Genomic DNA, 21,492 nt, shown 5'->3' with positions numbered 1-21,492 from the left:
ATTCAGGACTGGTCGGACGCGTATTCGTAGTTGTAATAGCTGCCGTTGCCGTAATAGCTGGCCGCGCGCTTCTCGACGCCGTTGAACACCGCGCCCTTCAACTCGATACCGTTCTGGGCGAAACGACGGATCGTCATTTCGATTTCCTTGGCCGGGTTCACCCCAAACCGCGCAACGATCAGGCTGATGCCGGCTTCGCGACCGACAATCGCCGCATCCGTCACGGCCAGCAGCGGTGGCGTGTCGATGATCACCACGTCATAGCGCTCACTGAGTTGCGCCAGCAGTTCGCGGAAATTGGCGTGCATCAACAGTTCGGAAGGGTTCGGTGGAACCTGGCCACGGCTGATGAAGTGCAGGTTGTCGACTTCGACCTTGTTGATCGCCTGATCGAGGGTGCAGCGCTTGACCAGCAGATCCGACAAACCGTTGGTGATCGGCGTATTCAGGGTCTTGTGCAGATGCCCCTTGCGCATGTCGGCGTCGATCAGCACCACGCGCTGCCCGCTCTGCGCCATGACCGCCGCGAGGTTGGAAGAGACGAAGGTCTTGCCGACCTGCGGGCTCGGGCCGGAAATCATGATGCGGTTGTTGGTCGAATCCAGCGCCGCGAAGTGCAGGCAGGTGCGCAGGCTGCGGATCGATTCGATGGACAGGTCCGTCGGGTTGCGCAGGGCCAGCAGGTATGCCGGCGTGTCCGCCGCGACTTTGGCCCGGACTTTTTTGCTGTCCTCTTCCTGTTGCAGGGCGCTGTAGGGAATCGACGCGTAGACCGGCAAACCGAGCTGCTCGATGGCTTCCGGCCCTTCCAGGCCCTTGCTCAGGGATTTGCGCAACAGCACCAGCGCCACGCCGACGAAGGCACCGAGGAACGTGGCGATCAGCACGATCAGGGCTTTTTTCGGTTTGACCGGGCTGGTCAGGTCGACGTCCGCCGTATCCACCAGACGCACGTTACCCACGGCACCGGCGCGGATGATGTCGAGCTCCTGGGATTTGTTCAGCAACTGGGTGTAGATCTGCGAGGCGACTTCGACATCGCGGGTCAGGTTGAGCAGTTCCTGTTGCGTGGCCGGCAGGTCCTGAACCTTGCCTTCCAGCGAACGCTGTTGCTGGGTCAGTTCACCGATCTGGGTCATCAGCGCGCGATAGGCCGGGTGCTGTTTGGTGAACTTGCGATCCATCTCTGCCTGTTGCAGTTTCAGCTCGGAAATCCGCGTTTCGAGTGCGACGGACTGGCCGAGCACCGATTGGGTTTCCAGCGAGATGTTCACGGTCTTGCCGTGGGTCTGGTAGGCGTTGAGCGCATCGCTGGCCTTGGCCAGATCACGTTTGACCTGCGGCAACTGACTTTGCAGGAAGGCCAGGCTCTGGGCCGCTTCGGCCGAGGTGCGGCGTACGTTCTGATCCACGTACAGCGAGGCGATCTTGTTGAGGATCTTCACCGCTTCGGCGGCGTCGCTGCTGGCCAGGGCCAGACGGATGATCCCCGATTCCTTGCCTTGCTCGGAGATGTCCAGCGCGTCCTGATAACCCTGGATGGTCACGATTCGTGGGTAGCGCACCACTTCGAAACGGGTACCGGGGTTGGCCAACAGCTGCGTAATCTGCCCTTCTACGCCGTCCTGCGCGAAGGCTTCACCCGCCACACCGTCGACCAGCAGGTTGTCGTTGTCGTCGAGCAGCTGAAAGCGATGTTGTTCGCCGGCGATCAGGGTGAGCTTCTTGCCCAGCAGTTCCTTGGGCAGATTGAGCTTTGCAAACTCCAGGCGTTCACCGCCCCAGGCGTAGCTGCTCAGGCCGAAACGCGGCGGCGCGACGCTGAGTTCGGTCTCACCGCGATAGCGACGAGAGAGAAAGCCGCCAATCAGTGGAAAGGTGTTGGGGGTGACGTCGATATCCAGACGCAGATCGTCGACCGTCTTGCCGATCACCGCGCGGGATTTGATGATGCCGATTTCGGTCACCGAAGGCGATTGCCCGCCGAGCATGCTGTTGAGGTCGGAAAAACCGAGCATGTCGTTCTTTTTCGGCTCGACCTGCACCAGGGCGTTGGCCAGATACACCGGCGTGGCCAAGATCGCATAGGCCACACCGGTCATCATGAACGCGCCGGTGAACGCACCGATCAACCATTTCTGATCGATCAGGCTGCCGAAGATGCCGAGAAGATCAATACTGTCTTGATCGTTGTCGCGGGTGCCGATTACTGACGGTAACTGCATAAGTCTTTCTTACCATTCACTGAACTGAAGAATATTCATCAACGCGCCAGGCGTTGCGCCCATGAGCTAACAGCATCTTCAATCAATGCATGGGCATGAATAAAAGCGGCTTGCCCCTGACGATACGGGTCCTGTATTTCTCGTTCGCTCTGCCACTTGCCCAGCAGAAACACTTTGCCCCTGGCGTGAGAGGCAATCTTCAGTACTTGATTAACATGTTGTTTTTCCATGACCAGAATCAGGTCTGATTCATTGACGATGTCCGCTGTCAGTTGCCGCGCCTTGAACCCGTCGGCACTGTGGCCGCGCTCTTCCAGCACTTGGCGCGCGTTGGACTCCATGCCTTCGCCGACCCGTGCGGACAAGCCTGCGGAGGTCACGCTGATCGCCGCGGGTGTCAGTGCATTGCGCAACAGAAGTTCCGCTGTCGGACTTCGGCAGATATTGCCTACGCAAACGACAAGAATCTTTTTGAACAAGGTTTACTTTCCCGTGTAATGTCAATCGGCCAACATGCCTTGCATATTCGAATGAACCCGCAAGACCTTCCTTCACTCGGAAATAGATTCACCCGTTAATACCGGTGCATTAAGTACCACGGCCTCTAAAAGTCCCCCAACCAGAATTACCGGACTAAAAATAACTGTGATTTTCGGGCGAAAGTTTTCCGACAAAAAATAACATTCGTGCACTTCGCGCCCTCTTCGTCATCGAAATACAGGCAACGAGATAACAATTGGCTAGATGTCATTCTCATCAGGAGAGCAGACATGAAATCAGCACATCTCAAACATCTTGGTGCCGCCGCCCTGTTGATGCTCAGTGCTACCGCGCAGGTTCACGCCAGCGCGCTGTTCCCGTCACTGCCCGCCAGAACCATCGGCGTACAGGTCAAGATCCAGAACTTCACCCCGGCTGACGCCGAGCAGATCAAAGCGGCCGGTTTCAGCTTTGTACGCTTCGGCGTGTGGAGCGACAGCCTCGGCGCCAAGGCCTATCAGAAACAGATCAGCGATGCGTTCGCGACGGCGCGAGCTGCCGGCTTGCCGGTCTTGATGACTGTGCGCGCCACCAAACCGTTGACCGGCGACCTGACAACCGCCGGTGAAGCTTTCGCCAACGCGGTGAGCGGGCTTGAGCAAGCCTGGAGCGCGCAACTGGTGGGGATCGAAATCTGGAATGAACCGGATCTCGACACCTACTGGCCCACCGGAGACTTCAAAAACACCTTCGTGCCGTTCATGACGGCCATGTGCAAGACGCTGCAAGGCAAACCGCAATCGACGCCTCTGGTGGGATTCGGTTTCGCCCGCCCGCCTACGACCGGCTCCGCCTCGACCGTGGCACTCAACAGCATCCTCGGCACTTATCCGCAGTGCCTGGATGCCATTTCCTATCACCCTTACGGCATGACCGCGACGCAGATCAGCAACGCGCAGACCTTCATCCAGCAAAACTTCCATCTGCCGGGCGTCATCAGTGAATGGGGCATCTCGGCGCTCGCCTCCAACGGCGGGCCGGAAGGGCAAGCAACCAAAATCTCTGCGTTCATCGCCGATGTTAAAAAACTCAACATTCCGCTGACGTCGATTTACGAATGGAAGAACAGCGAGTCGGGCAGTAACGACCGGGAGAAGAATTTCGGTCTGCTGACCTCAGACGGTCAGTCGAAACCGGCACAAACGGCGGCCTCGACCCAGCTCAACGCCGAATAGGCGCTGCGCAATGGGTCGGTTGCTTTGAACCTGTGGTCCTTTTTGGCATCGTATTGATCGATAACGCGCCCCGCCTTTCAAACAGCCGTTTTCAGGTTGTTGCCGCCGGGGCGCTCGATACGCCGACATGCCCTTGAGTGGCTGTCGACGCTCGGGTAATGTCACCAGACCCATAGGACAGAGCACGCTCATGACTTCCAAGCTGGAACAACTCAAACAGTTCACCACCGTCGTGGCCGACACCGGCGACTTCGAAGCGATTGCCCGGGTCAAACCGGTCGACGCCACCACCAACCCTTCCCTGCTGCTCAAGGCAGCGGCGATTCCGGCCTACGCCGAACTGCTGAACGCCAGCGTGCGCGACTGCAAGGGCGATGTCGGCCTGGCCAGCGACCGTTTCGGCGTCGCGGTCGGCCAGGAAATCCTCAAGGTCATTCCGGGCCGCATTTCCACCGAAGTGGATGCGCGCCTGTCGTTCGACAAGGACGCGATGCTCAAGCGTGCGCACCGTCTGATCGAGCTGTACGACAAGGCCGGCGTTGGCCGTGATCGCGTGCTGATCAAGATCGCTTCGACCTGGGAAGGTATCCGCGCCGCCGAGATCCTGGAAAAGGAAGGCATCCAGACCAACCTGACCTTGCTGTTCTCCTTCGCTCAGGCCGCTGCCTGCGCCGATGCCGGCGTGTTCCTGATCTCGCCGTTCGTGGGCCGCATCTACGACTGGTACAAGAAGGCCAACGGCAACGACTACACCGGTGCCGACGATCCGGGCGTGCAGTCCGTGACGCGCATCTACAACTACTACAAGGCCAACGACTACAAGACCGTGGTCATGGGCGCGAGCTTCCGCAACCTCAACCAGATCGAGCAACTGGCCGGCTGCGACCGCCTGACCATCAGCCCGGACCTGATCGAGAAACTGGCGGCCGACACCGGCAAGCTGGAACGCAAACTCGCTCCGGGCCATGCCGGCGAAGCGCGCCTGAGCCTCAACGAAGCGCAATTCCGCTGGTTGTCCAACGAAGACGCGATGGCCACCGAGAAACTGGCCGAAGGCATCCGTCAGTTTGCCCGCGACCAGGAAAAACTCGAGGCGCTGCTGCAAGCCAAGCTGTAATCGGCCGAGCGCAGACGCAAAAAGGGCGAACCCTCACAGGTTCGCCCTTTTTTGTGCCTCGCGGATTGATCGATCAATGCCGTTCGAGGGCATTCACCAGGTCATGGAACGCTTCGCGGTTGGAATCGTTCAGGCCCATGAGGATCTTGTGCGCTTCGAGCACCTTGATCCGCACCACCTCCTCCGACTGATCCTGATCCGGCAGGTCATCGAGGCATTCCGGGCACGGCACGGGATGGTTGACGATATTGAACACCTGCTCGAAACCCATCGACTGCAACAGACGGGTGATGTCCTCGTGGGTGGTGACCACGGTCGGCAGCAGGCCGACCTTCTGCCGCGACAGGATCGACAGTTTGGCCAAAAGGCCCAACGTGGTGCTGTCGATGCTGCGGGTTTCGGTCAAATCGATCACGATCGCGTTGAAATTCAGCGCGGTGAAGATTTTTTCAATAGTCGCATCCAACGCCGAACACAGGGTCAGGCGAACTTCACCGACGAACTTCAGGACGAAGGTGCCGTCCTGCTCGGCGAACTGGATTCTACCGGTACTCATTAAAGATTCCTGCTCAACACCAACAGGGCGATATCATCCGGCATCTCCCCTAGCGTGGCCAATCCAAAAACCTGCCGCAGACCATCCAGGCTGCCGCCCGTCGACTTGACCCGTTCGGGCAAGGCGGCTTCTTTTTCTTTGAGCGTGGGTTCTGGCAAAAGATCCAGAATGCCATCAGACATCAGCGTCAGGCTGAACGTCGGTGGCAGCTCGAGCACGTGGTCTTCGTAGGTGGCTTCGTTGAAAAGCCCCACGGGCAGACCGCGCCCCTCGAGGTAGCGAACACTGTCAGGCGTGTACAACACAGGCAACGGCAGATGGCCGCCGATGCTATAGGTCAACAAACCGGTCTCCTCGTCGATGACTCCACCGACCATTGTGACGTGTTTACCCAGCTTACAACTGATCAGCCCCCGGTTGATATGACCGAGGACTTCCGAAGGCTTGAATTCCGGCAGCGTGCCGTTGCGCTTGGATTCGAACAGCAAGCGCGTGGTCATGAACTTCAGCAGCACGGTGACGAACGCCGAAGAGGCGCCATGACCCGATACATCCGCCAGGTAGAACGCCACCCGGCGCTCGTCGACCCGGAAGTAGTCGACAAAATCACCCGACAGGTACAGCGACGGGATGATCTGGTGCGCGAACTTGAATTCGTCGATGCTCCACGGACTCACCGGCAACATGTTCATCTGCACCTGGCGACCGGCGTTCTGGTCTTCCTGGAGCAGGTTCAGGCTGGCTTCGAGTTCGCGGTTGGCCTTTTCCAGTTTCTCGCGGTAGCGCTGGTTTTCCAGCAGCAGGCGCGCACGATCCAGGGCCCGGCGCACGGAATGCTCGAGCACGGCCAGATCTTCGAGAGGCTTGATCAGGTAATCCGCCGCGCCCAGGCGCAGAGCCTCGACCGCGTCGTTCATCACGCCGGCGCCCGAGACCACGATCACCGGTGTCTGCGGTGACCGCTCGGTGACCTGACGGATGAGTTCGAGACCGCCCATCTGCGGCATGCGCAGATCGCAGATGACCAAGTCGGGCGTGTCTTGCTCGAATACCTGAAGACCCTGCTGGCCGTTACTGGCCTGCAAGACGCTGAAACCACTGTCTTCCAAATAGGCCGCGAGGCTCGCGCGCACTACTTCGTCATCATCGATTATCAGCAGCGTGGCACTGGTTTTTGGCATGTGGGCAAACGGCGCCAGAATTAGGTTGGCGTAGCAGGCGGGGCAACGGCCCGGCGCAGACTACTGGATTCGCTTTCTAGCCTCTCTGCTGCACCGCTTCGGAGCGTTTGCCCCGCACACGGTTGCACCAGAGGTGCCCTTCTAAGGCGCAGACGGTACTCCCATCCTTCGAGCGTTTCAAGCATGCGCCGATGGTCGCTTGGAGACTTTGTTTGTCAAATCACTCGCAGTTATAAGAACGGCTTCAACCGTAACCCAATCATTGGACGCGCCCACAAAAAAGGCGACCTCGCGGTCGCCCTTTTCTGCCGATCAATCGAGATCAGAAATCGTCTTCAACCTGCCCGTCCTTGACCTTGAACTCGCGGTTCTGCAGGTAGGCGTTGCGGATGAAGGTGTACTTGTCGCCGCTGATCAGCTTCTCGCTCGACAGCAGGCTGGCGCGGGTGTCGACGATGTTCAGGCCGAAAATCGAGTTACGCACCGGCACATCGTTGATGTAGCGGTACGGGCCGGTGTAGCTGTCGACGTACTTGGACGGCGCATCGCGCAGGGTGCTCGGCCCCATCAGCGGCAGCATCACGTAAGGACCGCTGCCGACGCCCCAGTAGCCGAGGGTCTGGCCGAAGTCTTCGTCGCTGCGGTTCAGGCCCATTTTGGTGCCGACGTCGAAGAAACCGAGCAGGCCGAACGTGGTGTTGAAGATCAGGCGCGCGGTGTCGACGCCTGCGGCGGCCGGTTTGGCCTGAAGAATGTTGTTCGCCAGGTTGGTGACATCACCGACGTTGCGAAACATGTTGTGAATGCCGTCTTCCAGGAATTGCGGAGTAACAAATTCGTAGCCCTGCGCCAGAGGCTTCAGCGCATAGGTGTCGACGAAATCGTTGAACTCGAAGATCGGACGGTTGACGCTTTCCCAAGGGTCTTCTTCCGTTGCGGCCTGAGCGGCGAACGGCACCAGCATCACGCTGGCACATACACAAAGCTGAGCAAGAGGATGGCTCCAGCGCATAGAAAACTCCTTGGATAGTACGGACGCAGCACCTGGGCCGCGACGATAAGTGCGTCAGTATAAGACGGAAATGCTGCTTTAGGCAGTTCCCCGGTGAATCCCTCTGTAGGACGCTTCGTCATTCGCCTGTCATGCAACTGTCACCGATGTTGCCTAGCCTGATCGCTATTTCAGGGACGTTTTCCATGCCTCAAGCCGAAGCCTTGCCCCTCGCGGCACCGACGCTGACCGCCGTGCTGTTCGGACTCAGCGGCTGTCTGGTGGACTTCGGCGCCCGCGCCCGTCATCACACCAGCGTCGGCCCGGAACACGCCGACGTCACACCCGGCGCCCTCGACAGCCTGCGCAGCCTGCAACGCCAGCAAATCCCCTGCGCCTGGCTCGATGAGCTGTCCACGGCCTGCACTCAAGTACTGTCATCGACACTGCCTGACTGGATCAAACCGTCGCAACATTCGGCAACAATCAATCCATGGCCGGCGCCCAATGCCTGCTGGCAAGCGCTGATGGGTTTGAATGTCGATCGCCTCGACGGTTGCGTGCTGGTCAGCGGCGAACCGCGCCTGCTGCAATCGGGTCTGAACGCGGGGCTTTGGACCATTGGCCTGGCGTCGTGCGGCTCGCTGTGCGGCCTGGCGCCGAGCGAATGGCAAGCCCTGAGCCAGAAGGAGCGCGAACAGCTGCGCGGCAAGGCGACGGTGCAGCTGTTCGGCTTGGGCGTGCATTCGGTGATCGATCATCTGGGCGAGCTCGACACCTGTCTGGCGGACATCAGCCTGCGTCGTCTCAAAGGCGAAAAGCCCTGACCGGGATCATGCAGGTTGGCCCAGAGTGGATTAGTCTTAAGGAGAGCCATAGACCTTTGGCGCACGGCTGCGGTCTATGCCAGTGCCTCTCGATAAAAGGAAACAACCATGCCCGCTCAAGAACTGCAAAAACAGCTCAATGCCCTGCGCGAGCAACTGGATCAAAATCCTCCGCTGACCGAAGCCGAGCGCGCTGATCTACATGCACTGATGGAACAGATCGAACTGGAACTTGAACTGGAAACGAAGACCCAGGATTCCAGCATCGCTGACGGAGTGAATCTGGCAGTTGATCGCTTCGAACTCGAACACCCCGCCATCGCCGGAACGTTGCGCAACATCATGAACTCCCTGGTCAGCATGGGTATCTGAAACCCGCGAATGCAAAAAAGCCCTGCCATCACTGGCAGGGCTTTTTCATGTCCGCGATACGGGTTACTGACGAACCAGACGATGGTTCGGCAGTTGCACGCTTTCAGTGCTGCGATACGGGTTGATGTCCAGCCCGCCCCGGCGCACATAACGCGCGAACACCGTGAGTTTTTCCGGTTTCAGCAGGCGCTGCAGGTCGAGGAAGATCCGCTCCACGCACTGCTCGTGAAAGTCCGAGTGCTGACGGAAGCTGACGATGTATTCCAGCAGGCTGGCGTGATCCAGCGCCGCGCCACGGTATTCCACCACCACGCTGCCCCAGTCGGGCTGGCTGGTCACCGGGCAGTTGGATTTGAGCAGATGACTGTGCACGCTCTCCTCCACCACGCGCGAATCGTCGCAGCGCAGCAGCTCGGGACGCGGATGCTCGTAGTTGCTGACGCTGATGTCCAGATCGTCGATGCACACACCCGGCAACGCTACAACACCCTCGGCTTCGACGTCTTTCAGGCTGCGAACCCGCACGCCCACCGGTTTGCCGGCAGCAGCGGACAAGTCCTTGACCAGCGTCGCTTCGAGGCTCGCGATATCGGCGAACGGCGTCTGGTTCAGCGAGTTCAGGTACAGCTTGAACGACTTGGATTCGATGATGTTCGGCGAGTCCGCCGGAATGCTGAATTCACCGATCGCCACCACCGGTTTGCCCGACGGCAGCAGCCACGACAGCTCGAAGCAGTTCCAGAAATCCACGCCTTTATACGGCAGGGTTTCGGCGGTCAGGCCCAGCTCGGCCCATTTCGCGGTGCGCGGGATCGGGAACAGCAAGGACGGCGTGTACGTGGCGATGTATTCGCTGGATTTGCCCAGCGGCGAATGTTCGGCTGCGGGATGCATGGCGGAAACCTGACTGAAGAATCAGCGGATTCTACCAGCCTTTGCTCCCGCCTTTGAGTGCTTACTGACTGACAGTCAGTTTGCCGACCATTCCGGCCTGGTAATGCCCGGGAATGTTGCAGGCAAATTCCAGATTCACCGCTTTGTTGAAGGTCCAGGTCAGCTCGGCGGTCTTGCCCGGCTCCACCAGCACGCTGTTGGGGTCGTCGTGCTTCATGCCATGCTCCATCGAGCCGTGATCCATGCCCGCCATGTCGTGGGACATTTGCTTCATGCCGGTCGGCGTCAGCATGCCGCTTTGCTGCATCTGCAACATTTCCTGCTGGTGTTTTGCATGCATCGTTGCGTCGCCGAGGTTGAATTCGTGCAGCAACTGGCCTTTATTCACCAGCACAAAACGAACGGTCTCACCGGCCTTGATCTCGATCGCCTTCGGATCGAAGCTCATGTCGCCCATCACCACTTCAATGCTGCGGGTGGCCTTGGACGCCGGGGCCGGCTGGCCGAAGTCATAGGTGTGCGCCGGCGATGCCCACAGCGGCGAACTGAGCGCCAGCAGACACGCGGCAAGGGCCAGACGGTTGCGCAAAAACATAGTCGTACTCCAACAAATCAAGGTTCAGCCTGTGGGAAACTCTAGCCCGCCTGCGCTGGCAGCGACCTGACAGGGAGATTACAACTTTGTCAGGTTGGCGCTCACCGCGTTTACCCACGGTATAACGTCCTCGTTCCCGCAACCCGAGCCGCCCATGAAACTGCTGATCGTCGAAGACCAACCCAAAACCGGCCAGTACCTGCGCCAGGGCCTGACCGAGGCCGGTTTCAACACCGAACTGGTGGCCGACGGCACCACCGGCCAGCAATTGGCGTTGAGCGGCGACTATGCGCTGCTGATCCTCGACGTGATGCTGCCCGGTCGCAATGGCTGGCAGATCCTGCAAGCGGTGCGCAGCGCCGGCCTGGAAACGCCGATCCTGTTTCTGACTGCCAAGGACACCGTGGAAGACCGGGTTCACGGCCTCGAACTGGGCGCCGACGATTATCTGGTCAAACCGTTCGCCTTCTCCGAACTGCTGGCGCGGGTGCGCAGCCTGTTGCGCCGCGGCAGTTCCACGCCTCAGGAAACCAGCCTGCGCCTTGCCGACCTGAGCCTGGATCTGATTCGCCGGCGGGTCGAACGCAGCGGTCAACGGATCGACCTCACCGCCAAAGAGTTCGCTCTGCTGGAGATGCTTCTGCGCCGCCAGGGCGAAGTGCTGCCCAAATCGCTGATCGCCTCGCAGGTCTGGGACATGAACTTCGACAGCGACACCAATGTGATCGAAGTGGCGATTCGTCGACTGCGCCTGAAAATCGATGACGACTTCCCCCACAAGCTGATTCACACCGTGCGCGGCATGGGATACGTCCTTGAAGAGCGTGCCGACTGATGCGCCGACTGTCCTTGAGCGGTCGGCTGGCGCTGCTGTTCGCCGGCTGTACCGCAGTGGTTTCGCTGGTCGCCGGGGTCGTTTTCAATCGGGCCAGCGAGGGCCACTTCATCGAGCTCGACCAGCAACTGCTCGAAGGAAAACTGCTCAGCGTACGTCAAACCCTGCTGAGTGGAAGCGACGCCGCGCACATCACCGATGAGTTGAGCCAACAGGGCGATGTCTCGCTGCGCATCAGCAGCCCTGAGGGCCAGCGCTGGTTCGGCCGCTCATTGCACGCCCCGGCAAACCTGCCGCAGCAACCCGGTCTGGCCACCATCAACGACAACGGCACCGACTATCGCCTGCTCAACGCCGCGCTTGAACCGGAAAAACCCGATTCCCCGCAATTGACCTTGCTGCTGGACATCACCCACCACCAGCACTTCCTGCAACGCATGCAGCATCTGATCTGGCTGACCGTCGGCCTTTCGGCGCTGGCCACCGCGCTGCTCGGCGCCTGGGCTGCCCGCAGCGGTTTACGCCCGCTACGACGAATGAGTGCCGTAGCTCGGGGGATTTCGGCGCAATCGCTGAATGCCCGACTGCCAGAAGCCCGGATGCCTGCAGAACTCGCGGAATTGGCCCACAGCTTCAACGCCATGCTCGGACGCCTCGATGACTCTTTTCAGCGGCTGTCAGCATTCTCCGCCGACATCGCCCATGAACTGCGCACACCGCTGTCGAACCTGCTGACACACACCCAGGTCACTCTCACCCGCCCTCGCCCCCTCGAAGACTATCGCGAAGCGCTGCACAGCAACCTTGAAGAGCTGCAATGGATGGCGCAGCTGGTGAACGACATGCTTTATCTGGCCAAGGCTGACCACGGTTTGCTGGTGCCCAAGCGTGAACCGCTGGATCTGGCGGAGGAAGCGGATGCGTTGCTGGAGTTTTTTGCGCCGCTGGCCGAAGACGCTCAGGTCAGCCTGAGCCGTGACGGTGCGGGGCGATTCGAGGGGGATCGCGCGATGCTGCGTCGGGCGCTGTCGAATCTGCTGGATAACGCGTTGCGCTTTACCCCTGCCAACGGCGAGGTGCGCGTGCGGGTGGCCGAGCAGGCGAAATCCTTGCGGGTGACCGTGGAGAACAGTGGTGAAGGGATTTCTGCTGAGTTGTTGCCGCGTTTGTTCGACCGGTTCTACCGGGCGGATCCGGCGCGCCAGGAAGGCAGCAGCGAGCATGCGGGATTGGGGCTGGCGATTACTCAGTCGATCATCCGGGCCCATGGCGGGCAGATTCATTGCGAATCGGCTCAGGGCTGGACGCGGTTTGTGATTGAGTTGCCCAAAGATTGAGGCCAGCAGTGCCGGCCCTTTCGCGAGCAAGCTCGCTCCCACAAGTATTGAGTCGCGCCACACAACTGTGTGGCGCCCCATAACACCGTGGGAGCGAGCTTGCTCGCGAAGGCGGTCTTGAAGCTTACGAATATCTCAAGGCGTGCGCCGGTTCGATCTTCGCCGCTCGCCAGGCCGGGTAAACCGTGGCCAGGAAGCTGAGGATGAAGCCCGCCGAGCAGATCAGCAGCACGTCGCCGCCCTGCAATTCCGATGGCAGGTTGCTGACGAAGTACACATCCGAACTGAAGATGTGCTGCCCGGTCACTCGCTCGACCCAGCCCACCATCTCACTGACGTTCAGCGCGGCAATCACGCCCAACACACCGCCGATAATGGTGCCGACGATGCCGATCACCGTGCCCTGGACCATGAAGATCGCCATGATCTGCCGTGGCGTGGCGCCGATGGTGCGCAGGATCGCAATGTCCGCGCCCTTGTCGTTCACCACCATGATCAGGGTCGCGATGATGTTGAACGCCGCCACCGCGACGATCATCAGCAGCAACAGGCCGATCATGGTTTTTTCCATCTTCATCGCGCTGAACAGGCTGCCCTGAGTGTGGGTCCAGTCGTCAGCCTTGAAATCGGCGCCGAGGCCGCTGGCGATGTCCGACGAAACCTTCGGAGCGGCGTACAGATCCTTCACCGCCAGACGCACGCTCTGCACCTGATTCGGCTCCCAGTGCTGCATGGTCGCGGCGTCGGAGACGTGGATCAGGCCCATGGAACCGTCGAGTTCGGCACCGACCTTGAACACGCCGACCACGTTCAGACGCTGCATGCGCGGGGTGATGCCGCCCGGTGCGGTGCTGACTTCCGGGACGATCAGGGTGATCTTGTCGCCGACATTGAGGCGAAAACGCCGGGCGGTGATTTCACCCAGCACTACGCCGAACTCACCCGGCTTCAAGGCATCGAGACGGCCCTGAACAATGTGCTGGGCAACGATGGACACCTTGCCTTCCTGGGCCGGGTCGACGCCGCTGATCTGGATCGGCTGCATCATGCCCTTGTAGGACAGCATGCCTTCCATCTCGGTGAACGGCACGGCGGCGGTCACTTCCGGGTTCTTCATCGCGGCGGCGGCCACTGGCTGCCAGTCGTCGATCGGCTTGACGCCGACGATGGTCGCGTGAGGCACCATGCCGAGGATGCGCGAGCTCATTTCGCGCTGGAAGCCGTTCATCACCGACAGCACCACGATCATCGCCAGCACGCCGAGGGCGAGACCGATCATCGAGGTCATCGATATGAATGAAACAAAGCGATTGCGGCGCTTGGCGCGGGTATAGCGCGTGCCGATAAAGATCGATAACGGTCTGAACATTCGCTGGGGCACCGTATAAAAATAAAAGACCCGATGCCTTTTCAGGCACCGGGTTTCAAGCCGTCAAATGGGGGTCAGGCAACCTTCCTGCAGCTGCAGGACGCGGTCCATCTGGCGAGCCAGGTTCATGTCGTGAGTCACCACCAGAAACGCCGTGCGCATCGAAGTGCTGAGTTCCAGCATCAGATCCTGAATGCCTTCGGCGGTATGGGAGTCGAGGTTGCCGGTCGGCTCGTCGAGCATCACCAGCCCTGGATTGTTGACCAGCGCACGGGCGATGGCCACGCGCTGGCGTTCGCCACCGGACAGTTCCGCCGGTTTGTGCTCCAGGCGATGGCCCAGACCGACCCGCTCCAGCAACGCCGTGGCACGCTGACGCGCTTCCGGGATCGCGGTCTTGCCGATCAGCAGCGGCATGCAGACGTTTTCCAGCGCGGTGAATTCCGGCAGCAAGTGGTGGAACTGGTACACGAACCCGAGGGCACGGTTACGCAGCAAGCCACGCTTCTTCTCGCTCAGCGCCGACAGTTCTTCACCGTCGAGCCAGACACCGCCCTTGGTCGGCGTGTCGAGTCCGCCCAGCAGGTTGAGCAAGGTACTTTTGCCCGAACCGGACTTGCCGACGATCGCCACCCGCTCACCCGGATGCAGTTCCAGTTGCAGGTTGGCCAGCACTTCCACCGACTCCGGGCCTTCCTCGTAGGATTTGCCCAGGTTGCGGCAGCTCAAGATTGCTTTTTCACTCATGCCCGACTCACTCATAACGTAGCGCCTCCGCCGGCTGGGTGCGCGCGGCACGCCAGGCTGGATACAGGGTGGCGAGGAAACTCAGGACCAACGCAGCGGCGCAGACCATGACCACGTCCTGGCTCTGCACCTGCGACGGCAGGTAATCGATGAAATACACGTCGGCGTTGAGGAATTTGTGTCCGATCACGCCTTCGAGGGCCGAAATCGCGGCGCTGACGTTGAGCGCGGCGAAGATCCCGACCACGGCGCCGATGGCCGTGCCGACCACGCCGATCACCGTACCCTGCACCATGAACGTGCGCATGATCGTGCCCGGCGTGGCGCCCAGTGTGCGCAGAATGGCGATGTCGCCCTTCTTGTCGTTCACCACCATCACCAGCGTGGAAATGATGTTGAACGCCGCCACTGCGACGATCAGCAGCAACAGCAGGCCGATCATGGCTTTTTCCATGCGAATCGCCTGATACAGGTTGCCGTGGGTACGGGTCCAGTCGCGGGCGTAGTAACGGTCTTCGCCGAGGCGCTGGGCGATGTTCCATGCCTCACGCGGTGCCTGGAACAGATCGTCGAACTTCAGGCGCAGGCCCTGTACCTGATCAGGCTTCCAGCGGTGCATCTTCGCCAGATCCTGCAGGTTGGTGACGCCCAGGTAACCGTCCAGCTCACCGGCGCCGACATGGAAGATGCCGACCACGGTGAAGCGCTTCATGCGCGGGAACATCCCGGCCGGGGTCACGCTGACCTCCGGCGCGACGAAGGTGATCTTGTCACCGAGGCCCACGCCGAGCTTGGTCGCGGCCTTGTCGCCGATCACGATGCCGAAGCTGCCCGGCGTCAGATCGTCGAGTTTGCCCTGCTTCATGAAGTTGTCGATGATCGAGACGTTGCGCTCCAGCGCCGGATCGATGGCATTGAGCAACACCTTGGACACCTGGCCGTTATTGGTCAGCAACCCCTGCATCTGGGTAAACGGCGCGACGGCCGCCACCTGCGGGTTCTGCTTGACCTTGGCGGCCAGGCTCGGCCAGTCGTTGATGGCTTCACCGGTCTCGATGGTCGCGTGGGGCACCATGCCCAGCACGCGGGTGCGCATCTCATGATCGAAGCCGTTCATCACCGACAACACCACGATCATCACGACCACGCCAAGGGCGAGCCCGATCATCGAAGTCAGGGAAATGAATGACACAAAATGATTGCGACGCTTTGCACGGGTATAACGCGTGCCGATAAATACGAAGAGAGGTCTGAACATGTCGGGGCTTGTTCGGAGGGAAAAGGAACGTCCTTGTGGCGGGGGTCGATAACCAGCTTTACACTCAGACCACCGCCGCTACCATGGGTTCGCCATGTCGACATTAGATGAAGAAGATCGCCGCGAATACTACCGTATCGAGGACACGATCGCACTGGAAATTCGGCCCCTGTCCGCTCCCGAAGCCGCAGGCCAGGAAGTGTTGCAGGATGCTTCTCCACTGTTCAACCTGCTCAGCGAATTGCACCTGAGCGAATTCGAGTCGCAGCACCTGCTGCGCCAGATCAGTGAACGCGACCGCGCCATCTCGGCGTTCCTGAAATCCCAGAACAAACGCATCGACCTGCTCAGCCAGGTGATCGCCCTGACCGTGCTCGGCCATATCGGCGAGCCGCAACCGGTGATCATCTCCGAGGGCGGCATCGACTTTCAGCACCCGACCCCGATTGCCACCGGCGCCCACTTGTCGGTGAAACTGGTGCTGATGCCCCAGGCGCTTGGCCTGTTGCTGCGCGCCCGTGTGACTCATTGCGACCGCAAGGGCGACGGCTACGATGTCGGTACCGAGTTCGAACACCTGACCGACGCCCAGCGCCAGTTGCTCGCCCGCTATATCTTGCAGAAGCAGGCCCAGGAACGACGTCTGGCCCGCGAACAGAACGAATCAGGCATCTAAATTAAGGAAGAACCGTGACCCTTATCTACGGCCACCGCGGCGCCAAGGGCGAAGCACCGGAAAACACCCTGAGCAGTTTTCAGGAATGTCTCAAGCACGGCGTACGCCGTTGCGAGCTGGACCTGCACCTGTCCAAGGACGGCGAGCTGATGGTCATCCACGACCCGACCCTCAAGCGCACCACCGACCGTCGCGGCAAGGTGGTCGAGCACACTGCCGCCGATCTGGTGACCTACGACGCGCGCAAGGGTGGCCCGGGCTGGATCAAGCCGTGCCCGATTCCGACGCTGGAAGAGCTGTTCGAAAAGTGCGACTTCGAGCACTGGCAGCTGGAAGTCAAAAGCGCTTCACGTACCCGCGCCGCAACCACCGTGCTGGCGATCCGTGAAATGGCGGTCAGACACGGACTGCTCGACAAGGTGACGATCACCTCAAGCTCGCGGGAAGTATTGAAAGCTGCACTGGATCTGGTGCCCGACGTGTCACGCGGCCTGGTGGCCGAATACGCCTGGCTCGACCCGTTGAAGGTCGCGCAAAGTTACGGCTGCGAGATTCTGGCGTTGAACTGGACGCTGTGTACGCCGGAACGCCTGCAAAAGGCGCAGCGTCAGGGGCTGCATGTTTCAGTGTGGACCGTCAACGAGCCTGCGCTGATGCGCAGACTCGCCGACTTCGGCGTTGACAGCCTGATTACAGACTTTCCCGGTTTGGCCACTGCCACCCTCGGGAATTGCTGAAATCGGTCTCCCCGGCCGGCTCAGGCCACCGGCCGGAGCCCGTCAAAAAAGCCGGTTGAGGCCGTCGTACGCCGCTACCCGATAGGCTTCGGCCATGGTCGGGTAGTTGAACGTCGTGTTGACGAAGTACTTCAGAGTGTTCAGTTCGCCCGGCTGGTTCATGATCGCCTGACCGATGTGCACGATCTCCGACGCCTGATAACCGAAGCAGTGAACACCCAGCACTTCGAGGGTTTCACGGTGGAACAGGATCTTCAGCATGCCTTGCGGCTCGCCGGCGATCTGTGCACGCGCCATGCTCTTGAAGAACGCCTTGCCCACTTCGTACGGCACTTTGGCCTGGGTCAGTTCCTGCTCGTTCTTGCCGATCGAGCTGATCTCCGGAATGGTGTAGATGCCGGTCGGCACGTCATTCACGAAACGCCAGCTGCCATTGTCGACGATGCTGCCAGCGGCCGAACGGCCCTGGTCGTGGGCGGCACTGGCCAGGCTCGGCCAGCCGATCACGTCACCGGCGCCGTAAATGTTCTGCACGCAGGTGCGGTAGTTCTCGTCAACTTCGATCTGGCCACGGCTGTTGACCTTGACCCCGATGTTTTCCAGCCCCAACTGGTCGGTGTTACCGGTACGGCCGTTGCACCAGAGCAAGGCGTCGGCCTTGATCTTCTTGCCGGACTTCAGGTGCAGGATCACGCCGTTGTCCACGCCTTCGACGCGGTCATACTCTTCGTTGTGACGCACGGTGATGTTGTTGTTGCTGAAGTGATAGCTCAACGCCTGGGAGATTTCCGAGTCGAGGAAGCTCAGCAGCTGACCACGGTTGTCCACCAGTTCAACCAGCACGCCCAGACCGCTGAAGATCGAAGCGTATTCACAGCCGATCACGCCGGCACCGTAAACGATCAGTTTGCGCGGGGTGTGGCCGAGGCTGAGGATGGTGTCGCTATCGTAGATACGCGGGTGGTGGAAATCGATGTCCGCCGGGCGATAAGGACGCGAACCGGTGGCGATGATGATGTGCTTGGCCACCAGTTTCTCGACCACGCCGTTGGCGCAGACCACTTCGATGGTTTGCTCGTCGGCGAAGCTGCCTGTACCGAAGAACACGTCGACGCGGTTACGGGCGTAGTAGCCGGTACGCGAAGCGACTTGCTTGGAAATGACTTTCTCGGCGCTTTTCAACACGTCCGGAAAGGAGAACCAGCGCGGCTCGCCGATCGCACGGAACATCGGGTTGGTGTTGAACTGCATGATCTGCCGCACCGAGTGACGCAGGGCCTTGGACGGGATGGTGCCCAGGTGGGTGCAGTTGCCGCCGACCTGGCGACGGCTGTCGACCATCGCCACCTTGCGCCCTGCTTTGGCGGCGTTCATTGCCGCGCCTTCTCCCGCCGGGCCGGAACCCAGCACCACCACGTCGTAGTTGTAGACAGCCATGCGTACTCCTCAGAACAGGCCGCGGTGCAGCAGCACCGGCGGCTAAATCACGCCGAATGACGGCGCGAAGGAACAATTGGGGGCCAGTAGAAAACCCGGACACAGTCTATAGAAGCGTCAACGCCGCGCACATTAACCCTTGGTCGCGTCGTAGGCTACTTTTGCCTGCACTACAACGCCAGCTTTCGTACTGTTCTCAGTCAACTTTTGCGCCACTGAGCCGTTCGAAAGCGTGACTGGTGCGTGTGACGAAACCTGTATCGGCACGAATCACAAAGAATGCACCAATGTCGTGTTTTTCGGCATAGTCCCAAGCCCTTTCAGGCCCGAGAATCAGCAACAGCGTCGATAGTCCATCGGCCATCAGCGCTGAAGGATGAATTACCGTGACCGACGCCAGATCGTGTAGGACGGGCGCACCGGTCCGGGCATCGAAGGTGTGGGAATAGCGCCGGCCATCCTGCTGAAAATAGTTGCGGTAGTCGCCCGAGGTGGAGAGACCGTAGCCATCGACATTAATGACGCGCTCTGCCACCTGCTGATCGTCACGCGGTTCTTCCAGAGCGATACGCCATGGCGAACCATCGAGTTTCTTTCCGGATGCCTTGAGCTCGCCGGTGGCTTCGGCAAGGTAATCATGAATACCCAGGGTCTCAAGCCGCGCAGCAATGGTGTCGACCGCGTAGCCGGCGGCGATGCTGTTGAAATCCACCTCGACCGCCGCATCCTTGCACAATTGGTCGCCGTCGATGCGCAGGTGCTGATGACCGACTCTCTGTCGCACTTCGGCCAGCGCCGGGGCATCCGGGACTTTTTCTTCACGCCCCTGCGGGCCGAAACCCCATAGGTTCATCAGCGGCTCAACCGTGAGGTCGTAGGAACCTTCGCTTTGTTGCGAAAGCTGTTCGCCCACGCGGATCAATTCAAGGATCGGCGCGGGCATGACCTGACAGCGATCAGCCGGCAATGCATTGAAGCGCGAGATGTCGGAGTCTGCGCGGTAAGTCGACATCTGCCGGTCGACGTCCGCGAGGATTTTTTCCACTTCGACACGCACCTCCTGCGGGGCAGGCAGACTGGCGTGGCGCACGTACTTGATCGAATAGGTGCTGCCCATCGTTGGGCCGCCGAAAGTCTCGAGGGAATCGCCGCTGCCGCAGCCGGACAAAACCCCGGTCAGCAGCACGAGAATCCCCCACCGTCCAGTTAACAATTCTTCATCTCCCCGCAAAACCGCGCCGGCCATTATGAGCTACGAGCGCAACGCTTTCTTACAAGATTTAGAGTGAGTACCTACCCATGTCCTCCACGACCGGCAAAGGCAAGGCGATTTTTCGCGTTGTCAGCGGCAACTTTCTCGAGATGTTCGACTTCATGGTCTACGGCTTCTACGCCACGGCCATTGCCAAGACCTTCTTTCCCACCGACAGCGCCTTCGCTTCCCTGATGCTTTCCCTGGCGACATTCGGCGCCGGCTTCCTGATGCGTCCGCTGGGGGCGATCTTTCTCGGCGCCTACATCGACCGTCACGGCCGACGCCAGGGCCTGATCATCACGCTGGCCTTGATGGCGGCCGGCACCGTGCTGATTGCCTGCGTGCCGGGTTACGCCACCCTTGGCGTTGCTGCGCCGCTGATCGTGCTGTTCGGCCGATTGCTGCAAGGCTTCTCGGCCGGCGTTGAATTGGGCGGTGTGTCGGTGTATCTGGCGGAAATCGCCACGCCGGGTCGCAAAGGCTTTTTCGTCAGCTGGCAGTCCGCCAGCCAGCAGGCGGCCGTGGTGTTCGCCGGCTTGCTCGGTGTCGGCCTCAACCACTGGCTGAGCCCGGAGCAGATGGGCGAATGGGGCTGGCGCGTACCTTTCCTGATCGGCTGCATGATCGTCCCGGTGATTTTCGTCATCCGCCGCTCGCTGGAGGAAACCCCGGAGTTCCAGGCGCGCAAACATCGCCCTACCCTGCAGGAAATTGTGCGCTCGATCGGTCAGAACTTTGGCATCGTCATCGCCGGCATGGCGCTGGTGGTCATGACGACAGTGTCGTTCTACCTGATCACCGCCTACACGCCGACGTTCGGCAAGGCGGAATTGCATCTGTCGGACTTCGATGCATTGCTGGTGACCGTGTGCATCGGTCTGTCGAACTTCTTTTGGCTGCCGGTGATGGGCGCGGTGTCTGACAAGGTCGGGCGTAAACCCCTACTGTTGGCGGCGACGATTCTGGCGATCCTGACTGCTTATCCGGCGTTGTCGTGGCTGGTGGCGAATCCGAGCTTCAGTCACTTGCTGATCGTCGAGTTGTGGCTGTCGTTCCTTTACGGCTCGTACAACGGGGCGATGGTGGTGGCGCTCACCGAGATCATGCCGGTGGAAGTTCGTACGACCGGCTTCTCGCTGGCCTACAGCCTGGCGACCGCAACCTTCGGCGGTTTTACGCCGGCGGCCTGCACTTATCTGATCCACGTGCTGGACAACAAGGCGGCACCGGGGATCTGGCTCAGCGGCGCAGCCGTGTTGGGCCTGATCGCCACGCTGGTGCTGTTCCGTGGCAACAGGCACGAACTGCGCACGGCGCAAGCCGCTATCCCCCGCTAAGGCAAATCGCGCACAAACAAAAACGCCCCGA

At 60.4% G+C, this 21,492-nt stretch carries 21 protein-coding genes; 9 read left to right on the top strand and 12 right to left on the bottom strand.

From position 1 onward, the window contains the following. Window positions 1-2: 2 nt before the first annotated feature. Both AC1Q9F_RS18275 and AC1Q9F_RS18270 read right to left on the bottom strand, forming a co-directional pair. Window positions 3-2,225 (bottom strand): polysaccharide biosynthesis tyrosine autokinase, encoded by a 2,223-nt coding sequence (locus tag AC1Q9F_RS18275; RefSeq protein WP_492620560.1) that lies wholly within the window; start codon window positions 2,223-2,225, stop codon window positions 3-5. 38 nt (window positions 2,226-2,263) lie between these two features. Next, window positions 2,264-2,704, bottom strand: coding sequence for a low molecular weight protein-tyrosine-phosphatase (locus AC1Q9F_RS18270; protein ID WP_492620559.1), 441 nt, complete (start codon window positions 2,702-2,704; stop codon window positions 2,264-2,266). A gap of 291 nt (window positions 2,705-2,995) precedes the next feature. On the opposite strand from AC1Q9F_RS18270, the gene AC1Q9F_RS18265 reads away from it, so the two are divergent. Together AC1Q9F_RS18265 and tal are read left to right on the top strand one after the other, a co-directional pair. Continuing rightward, window positions 2,996-3,940 carry a glycosyl hydrolase family 5 gene (locus AC1Q9F_RS18265; RefSeq protein WP_492620558.1) on the top strand — a complete coding sequence of 315 codons (945 nt, stop codon included), beginning with the start codon at window positions 2,996-2,998 and terminating at the stop codon, window positions 3,938-3,940. 190 nt (window positions 3,941-4,130) lie between these two features. Beyond that, window positions 4,131-5,057 (top strand): transaldolase, encoded by a 927-nt coding sequence (gene tal, locus AC1Q9F_RS18260; RefSeq protein WP_007951616.1) that lies wholly within the window; start codon window positions 4,131-4,133, stop codon window positions 5,055-5,057. A gap of 73 nt (window positions 5,058-5,130) precedes the next feature. Here the strand turns inward: tal and rssC are convergent, their stop codons facing one another. From rssC to AC1Q9F_RS18245, 3 genes are all read right to left on the bottom strand, one after another. Further along, window positions 5,131-5,613, bottom strand: coding sequence for an anti-sigma factor antagonist RssC (rssC, locus tag AC1Q9F_RS18255; protein WP_003226553.1), 483 nt, complete (start codon window positions 5,611-5,613; stop codon window positions 5,131-5,133). Continuing rightward, window positions 5,613-6,794, bottom strand: a complete 1,182-nt coding sequence (rssB, locus tag AC1Q9F_RS18250; RefSeq protein ID WP_492620557.1) for a two-component system response regulator RssB — start codon at window positions 6,792-6,794, stop codon at window positions 5,613-5,615. The genes rssC and rssB overlap by 1 nt, the downstream gene beginning before the upstream one ends. A gap of 322 nt (window positions 6,795-7,116) precedes the next feature. After that, on the bottom strand, window positions 7,117-7,806 hold the full coding sequence (locus AC1Q9F_RS18245; protein ID WP_192561795.1) for an MlaA family lipoprotein: 690 nt from the start codon (window positions 7,804-7,806) through the stop codon (window positions 7,117-7,119). Window positions 7,807-7,991: 185 nt separating this feature from the next. Between AC1Q9F_RS18245 and pcrP the strand changes: the two genes are divergently transcribed. Beyond that, the gene (gene pcrP / locus AC1Q9F_RS18240; RefSeq protein WP_492620556.1) at window positions 7,992-8,612 is read left to right on the top strand and encodes an HAD superfamily inactivated hydrolase PcrP; all 621 of its coding nucleotides are present in this window, start codon (window positions 7,992-7,994) and stop codon (window positions 8,610-8,612) included. Window positions 8,613-8,720: 108 nt separating this feature from the next. Further along, complete coding sequence (locus AC1Q9F_RS18235; RefSeq protein WP_179694268.1) at window positions 8,721-8,984, top strand: DUF4404 family protein; 264 nt, start codon at window positions 8,721-8,723, stop codon at window positions 8,982-8,984. A 63-nt stretch (window positions 8,985-9,047) separates the two neighbouring features. On the opposite strand, the gene queF is transcribed toward AC1Q9F_RS18235, so the two are convergent. Next, a complete protein-coding gene (gene queF, locus AC1Q9F_RS18230) occupies window positions 9,048-9,878 on the bottom strand; it encodes an NADPH-dependent 7-cyano-7-deazaguanine reductase QueF (RefSeq protein WP_085608218.1) in 831 nt (276 codons plus the stop codon). Window positions 9,879-9,939: 61 nt separating this feature from the next. Beyond that, entirely contained in the window at window positions 9,940-10,473 is a 534-nt protein-coding gene (gene copI / locus AC1Q9F_RS18225; RefSeq protein ID WP_207983430.1) for a copper-resistant cuproprotein CopI, read from the bottom strand. A gap of 154 nt (window positions 10,474-10,627) precedes the next feature. Here copI and AC1Q9F_RS18220 point away from each other — a divergent pair, with 154 nt between their 5' ends. Together AC1Q9F_RS18220 and AC1Q9F_RS18215 are read left to right on the top strand one after the other, a co-directional pair. Beyond that, complete coding sequence (locus AC1Q9F_RS18220; RefSeq protein ID WP_007951608.1) at window positions 10,628-11,308, top strand: heavy metal response regulator transcription factor; 681 nt, start codon at window positions 10,628-10,630, stop codon at window positions 11,306-11,308. Further along, window positions 11,308-12,645, top strand: coding sequence for a heavy metal sensor histidine kinase (locus AC1Q9F_RS18215; protein WP_492620555.1), 1,338 nt, complete (start codon window positions 11,308-11,310; stop codon window positions 12,643-12,645). Before AC1Q9F_RS18220 ends, AC1Q9F_RS18215 begins: the two co-directional genes overlap by 1 nt. Window positions 12,646-12,769: 124 nt before the next feature. Here AC1Q9F_RS18215 and AC1Q9F_RS18210 read toward each other — a convergent pair whose 3' ends face one another. The 3 genes from AC1Q9F_RS18210 to AC1Q9F_RS18200 form a co-directional block, all read right to left on the bottom strand. Beyond that, window positions 12,770-14,014 (bottom strand): lipoprotein-releasing ABC transporter permease subunit, encoded by a 1,245-nt coding sequence (locus AC1Q9F_RS18210; protein ID WP_011335181.1) that lies wholly within the window; start codon window positions 14,012-14,014, stop codon window positions 12,770-12,772. 63 nt (window positions 14,015-14,077) lie between these two features. After that, window positions 14,078-14,761: a lipoprotein-releasing ABC transporter ATP-binding protein LolD gene (gene lolD, locus AC1Q9F_RS18205; protein WP_162831788.1), complete on the bottom strand. Its 684-nt coding sequence runs from the start codon at window positions 14,759-14,761 to the stop codon at window positions 14,078-14,080. Window positions 14,762-14,768: 7 nt separating this feature from the next. Continuing rightward, a complete protein-coding gene (locus AC1Q9F_RS18200; protein ID WP_492620554.1) occupies window positions 14,769-16,019 on the bottom strand; it encodes a lipoprotein-releasing ABC transporter permease subunit in 1,251 nt (416 codons plus the stop codon). Between the two features lie 94 nt (window positions 16,020-16,113). Between AC1Q9F_RS18200 and AC1Q9F_RS18195 the strand changes: the two genes are divergently transcribed. After that, the gene (locus AC1Q9F_RS18195) at window positions 16,114-16,695 is read left to right on the top strand and encodes a PilZ domain-containing protein (RefSeq protein ID WP_207983433.1); all 582 of its coding nucleotides are present in this window, start codon (window positions 16,114-16,116) and stop codon (window positions 16,693-16,695) included. 14 nt (window positions 16,696-16,709) lie between these two features. Then, the gene (locus AC1Q9F_RS18190; RefSeq protein WP_007953017.1) at window positions 16,710-17,432 is read left to right on the top strand and encodes a glycerophosphodiester phosphodiesterase; all 723 of its coding nucleotides are present in this window, start codon (window positions 16,710-16,712) and stop codon (window positions 17,430-17,432) included. A gap of 42 nt (window positions 17,433-17,474) precedes the next feature. On the opposite strand, the gene sthA is transcribed toward AC1Q9F_RS18190, so the two are convergent. Further along, on the bottom strand, window positions 17,475-18,869 hold the full coding sequence (gene sthA / locus AC1Q9F_RS18185; protein WP_007953019.1) for a Si-specific NAD(P)(+) transhydrogenase: 1,395 nt from the start codon (window positions 18,867-18,869) through the stop codon (window positions 17,475-17,477). A 196-nt stretch (window positions 18,870-19,065) separates the two neighbouring features. Next, entirely contained in the window at window positions 19,066-20,115 is a 1,050-nt protein-coding gene (locus AC1Q9F_RS18180; protein ID WP_492620553.1) for an FAD:protein FMN transferase, read from the bottom strand. A 53-nt stretch (window positions 20,116-20,168) separates the two neighbouring features. Between AC1Q9F_RS18180 and AC1Q9F_RS18175 the strand changes: the two genes are divergently transcribed. Next, window positions 20,169-21,461, top strand: coding sequence for an MFS transporter (locus AC1Q9F_RS18175; RefSeq protein WP_085654378.1), 1,293 nt, complete (start codon window positions 20,169-20,171; stop codon window positions 21,459-21,461). Window positions 21,462-21,492 lie beyond the last annotated feature (31 nt).

Source organism: Pseudomonas sp. GW823-FHT04A03, from assembly GCF_058796615.1.
The sequence above is the reverse complement of the archived record's forward strand: the minus strand, read 5'-3'. Positions and strand labels throughout refer to the sequence as shown.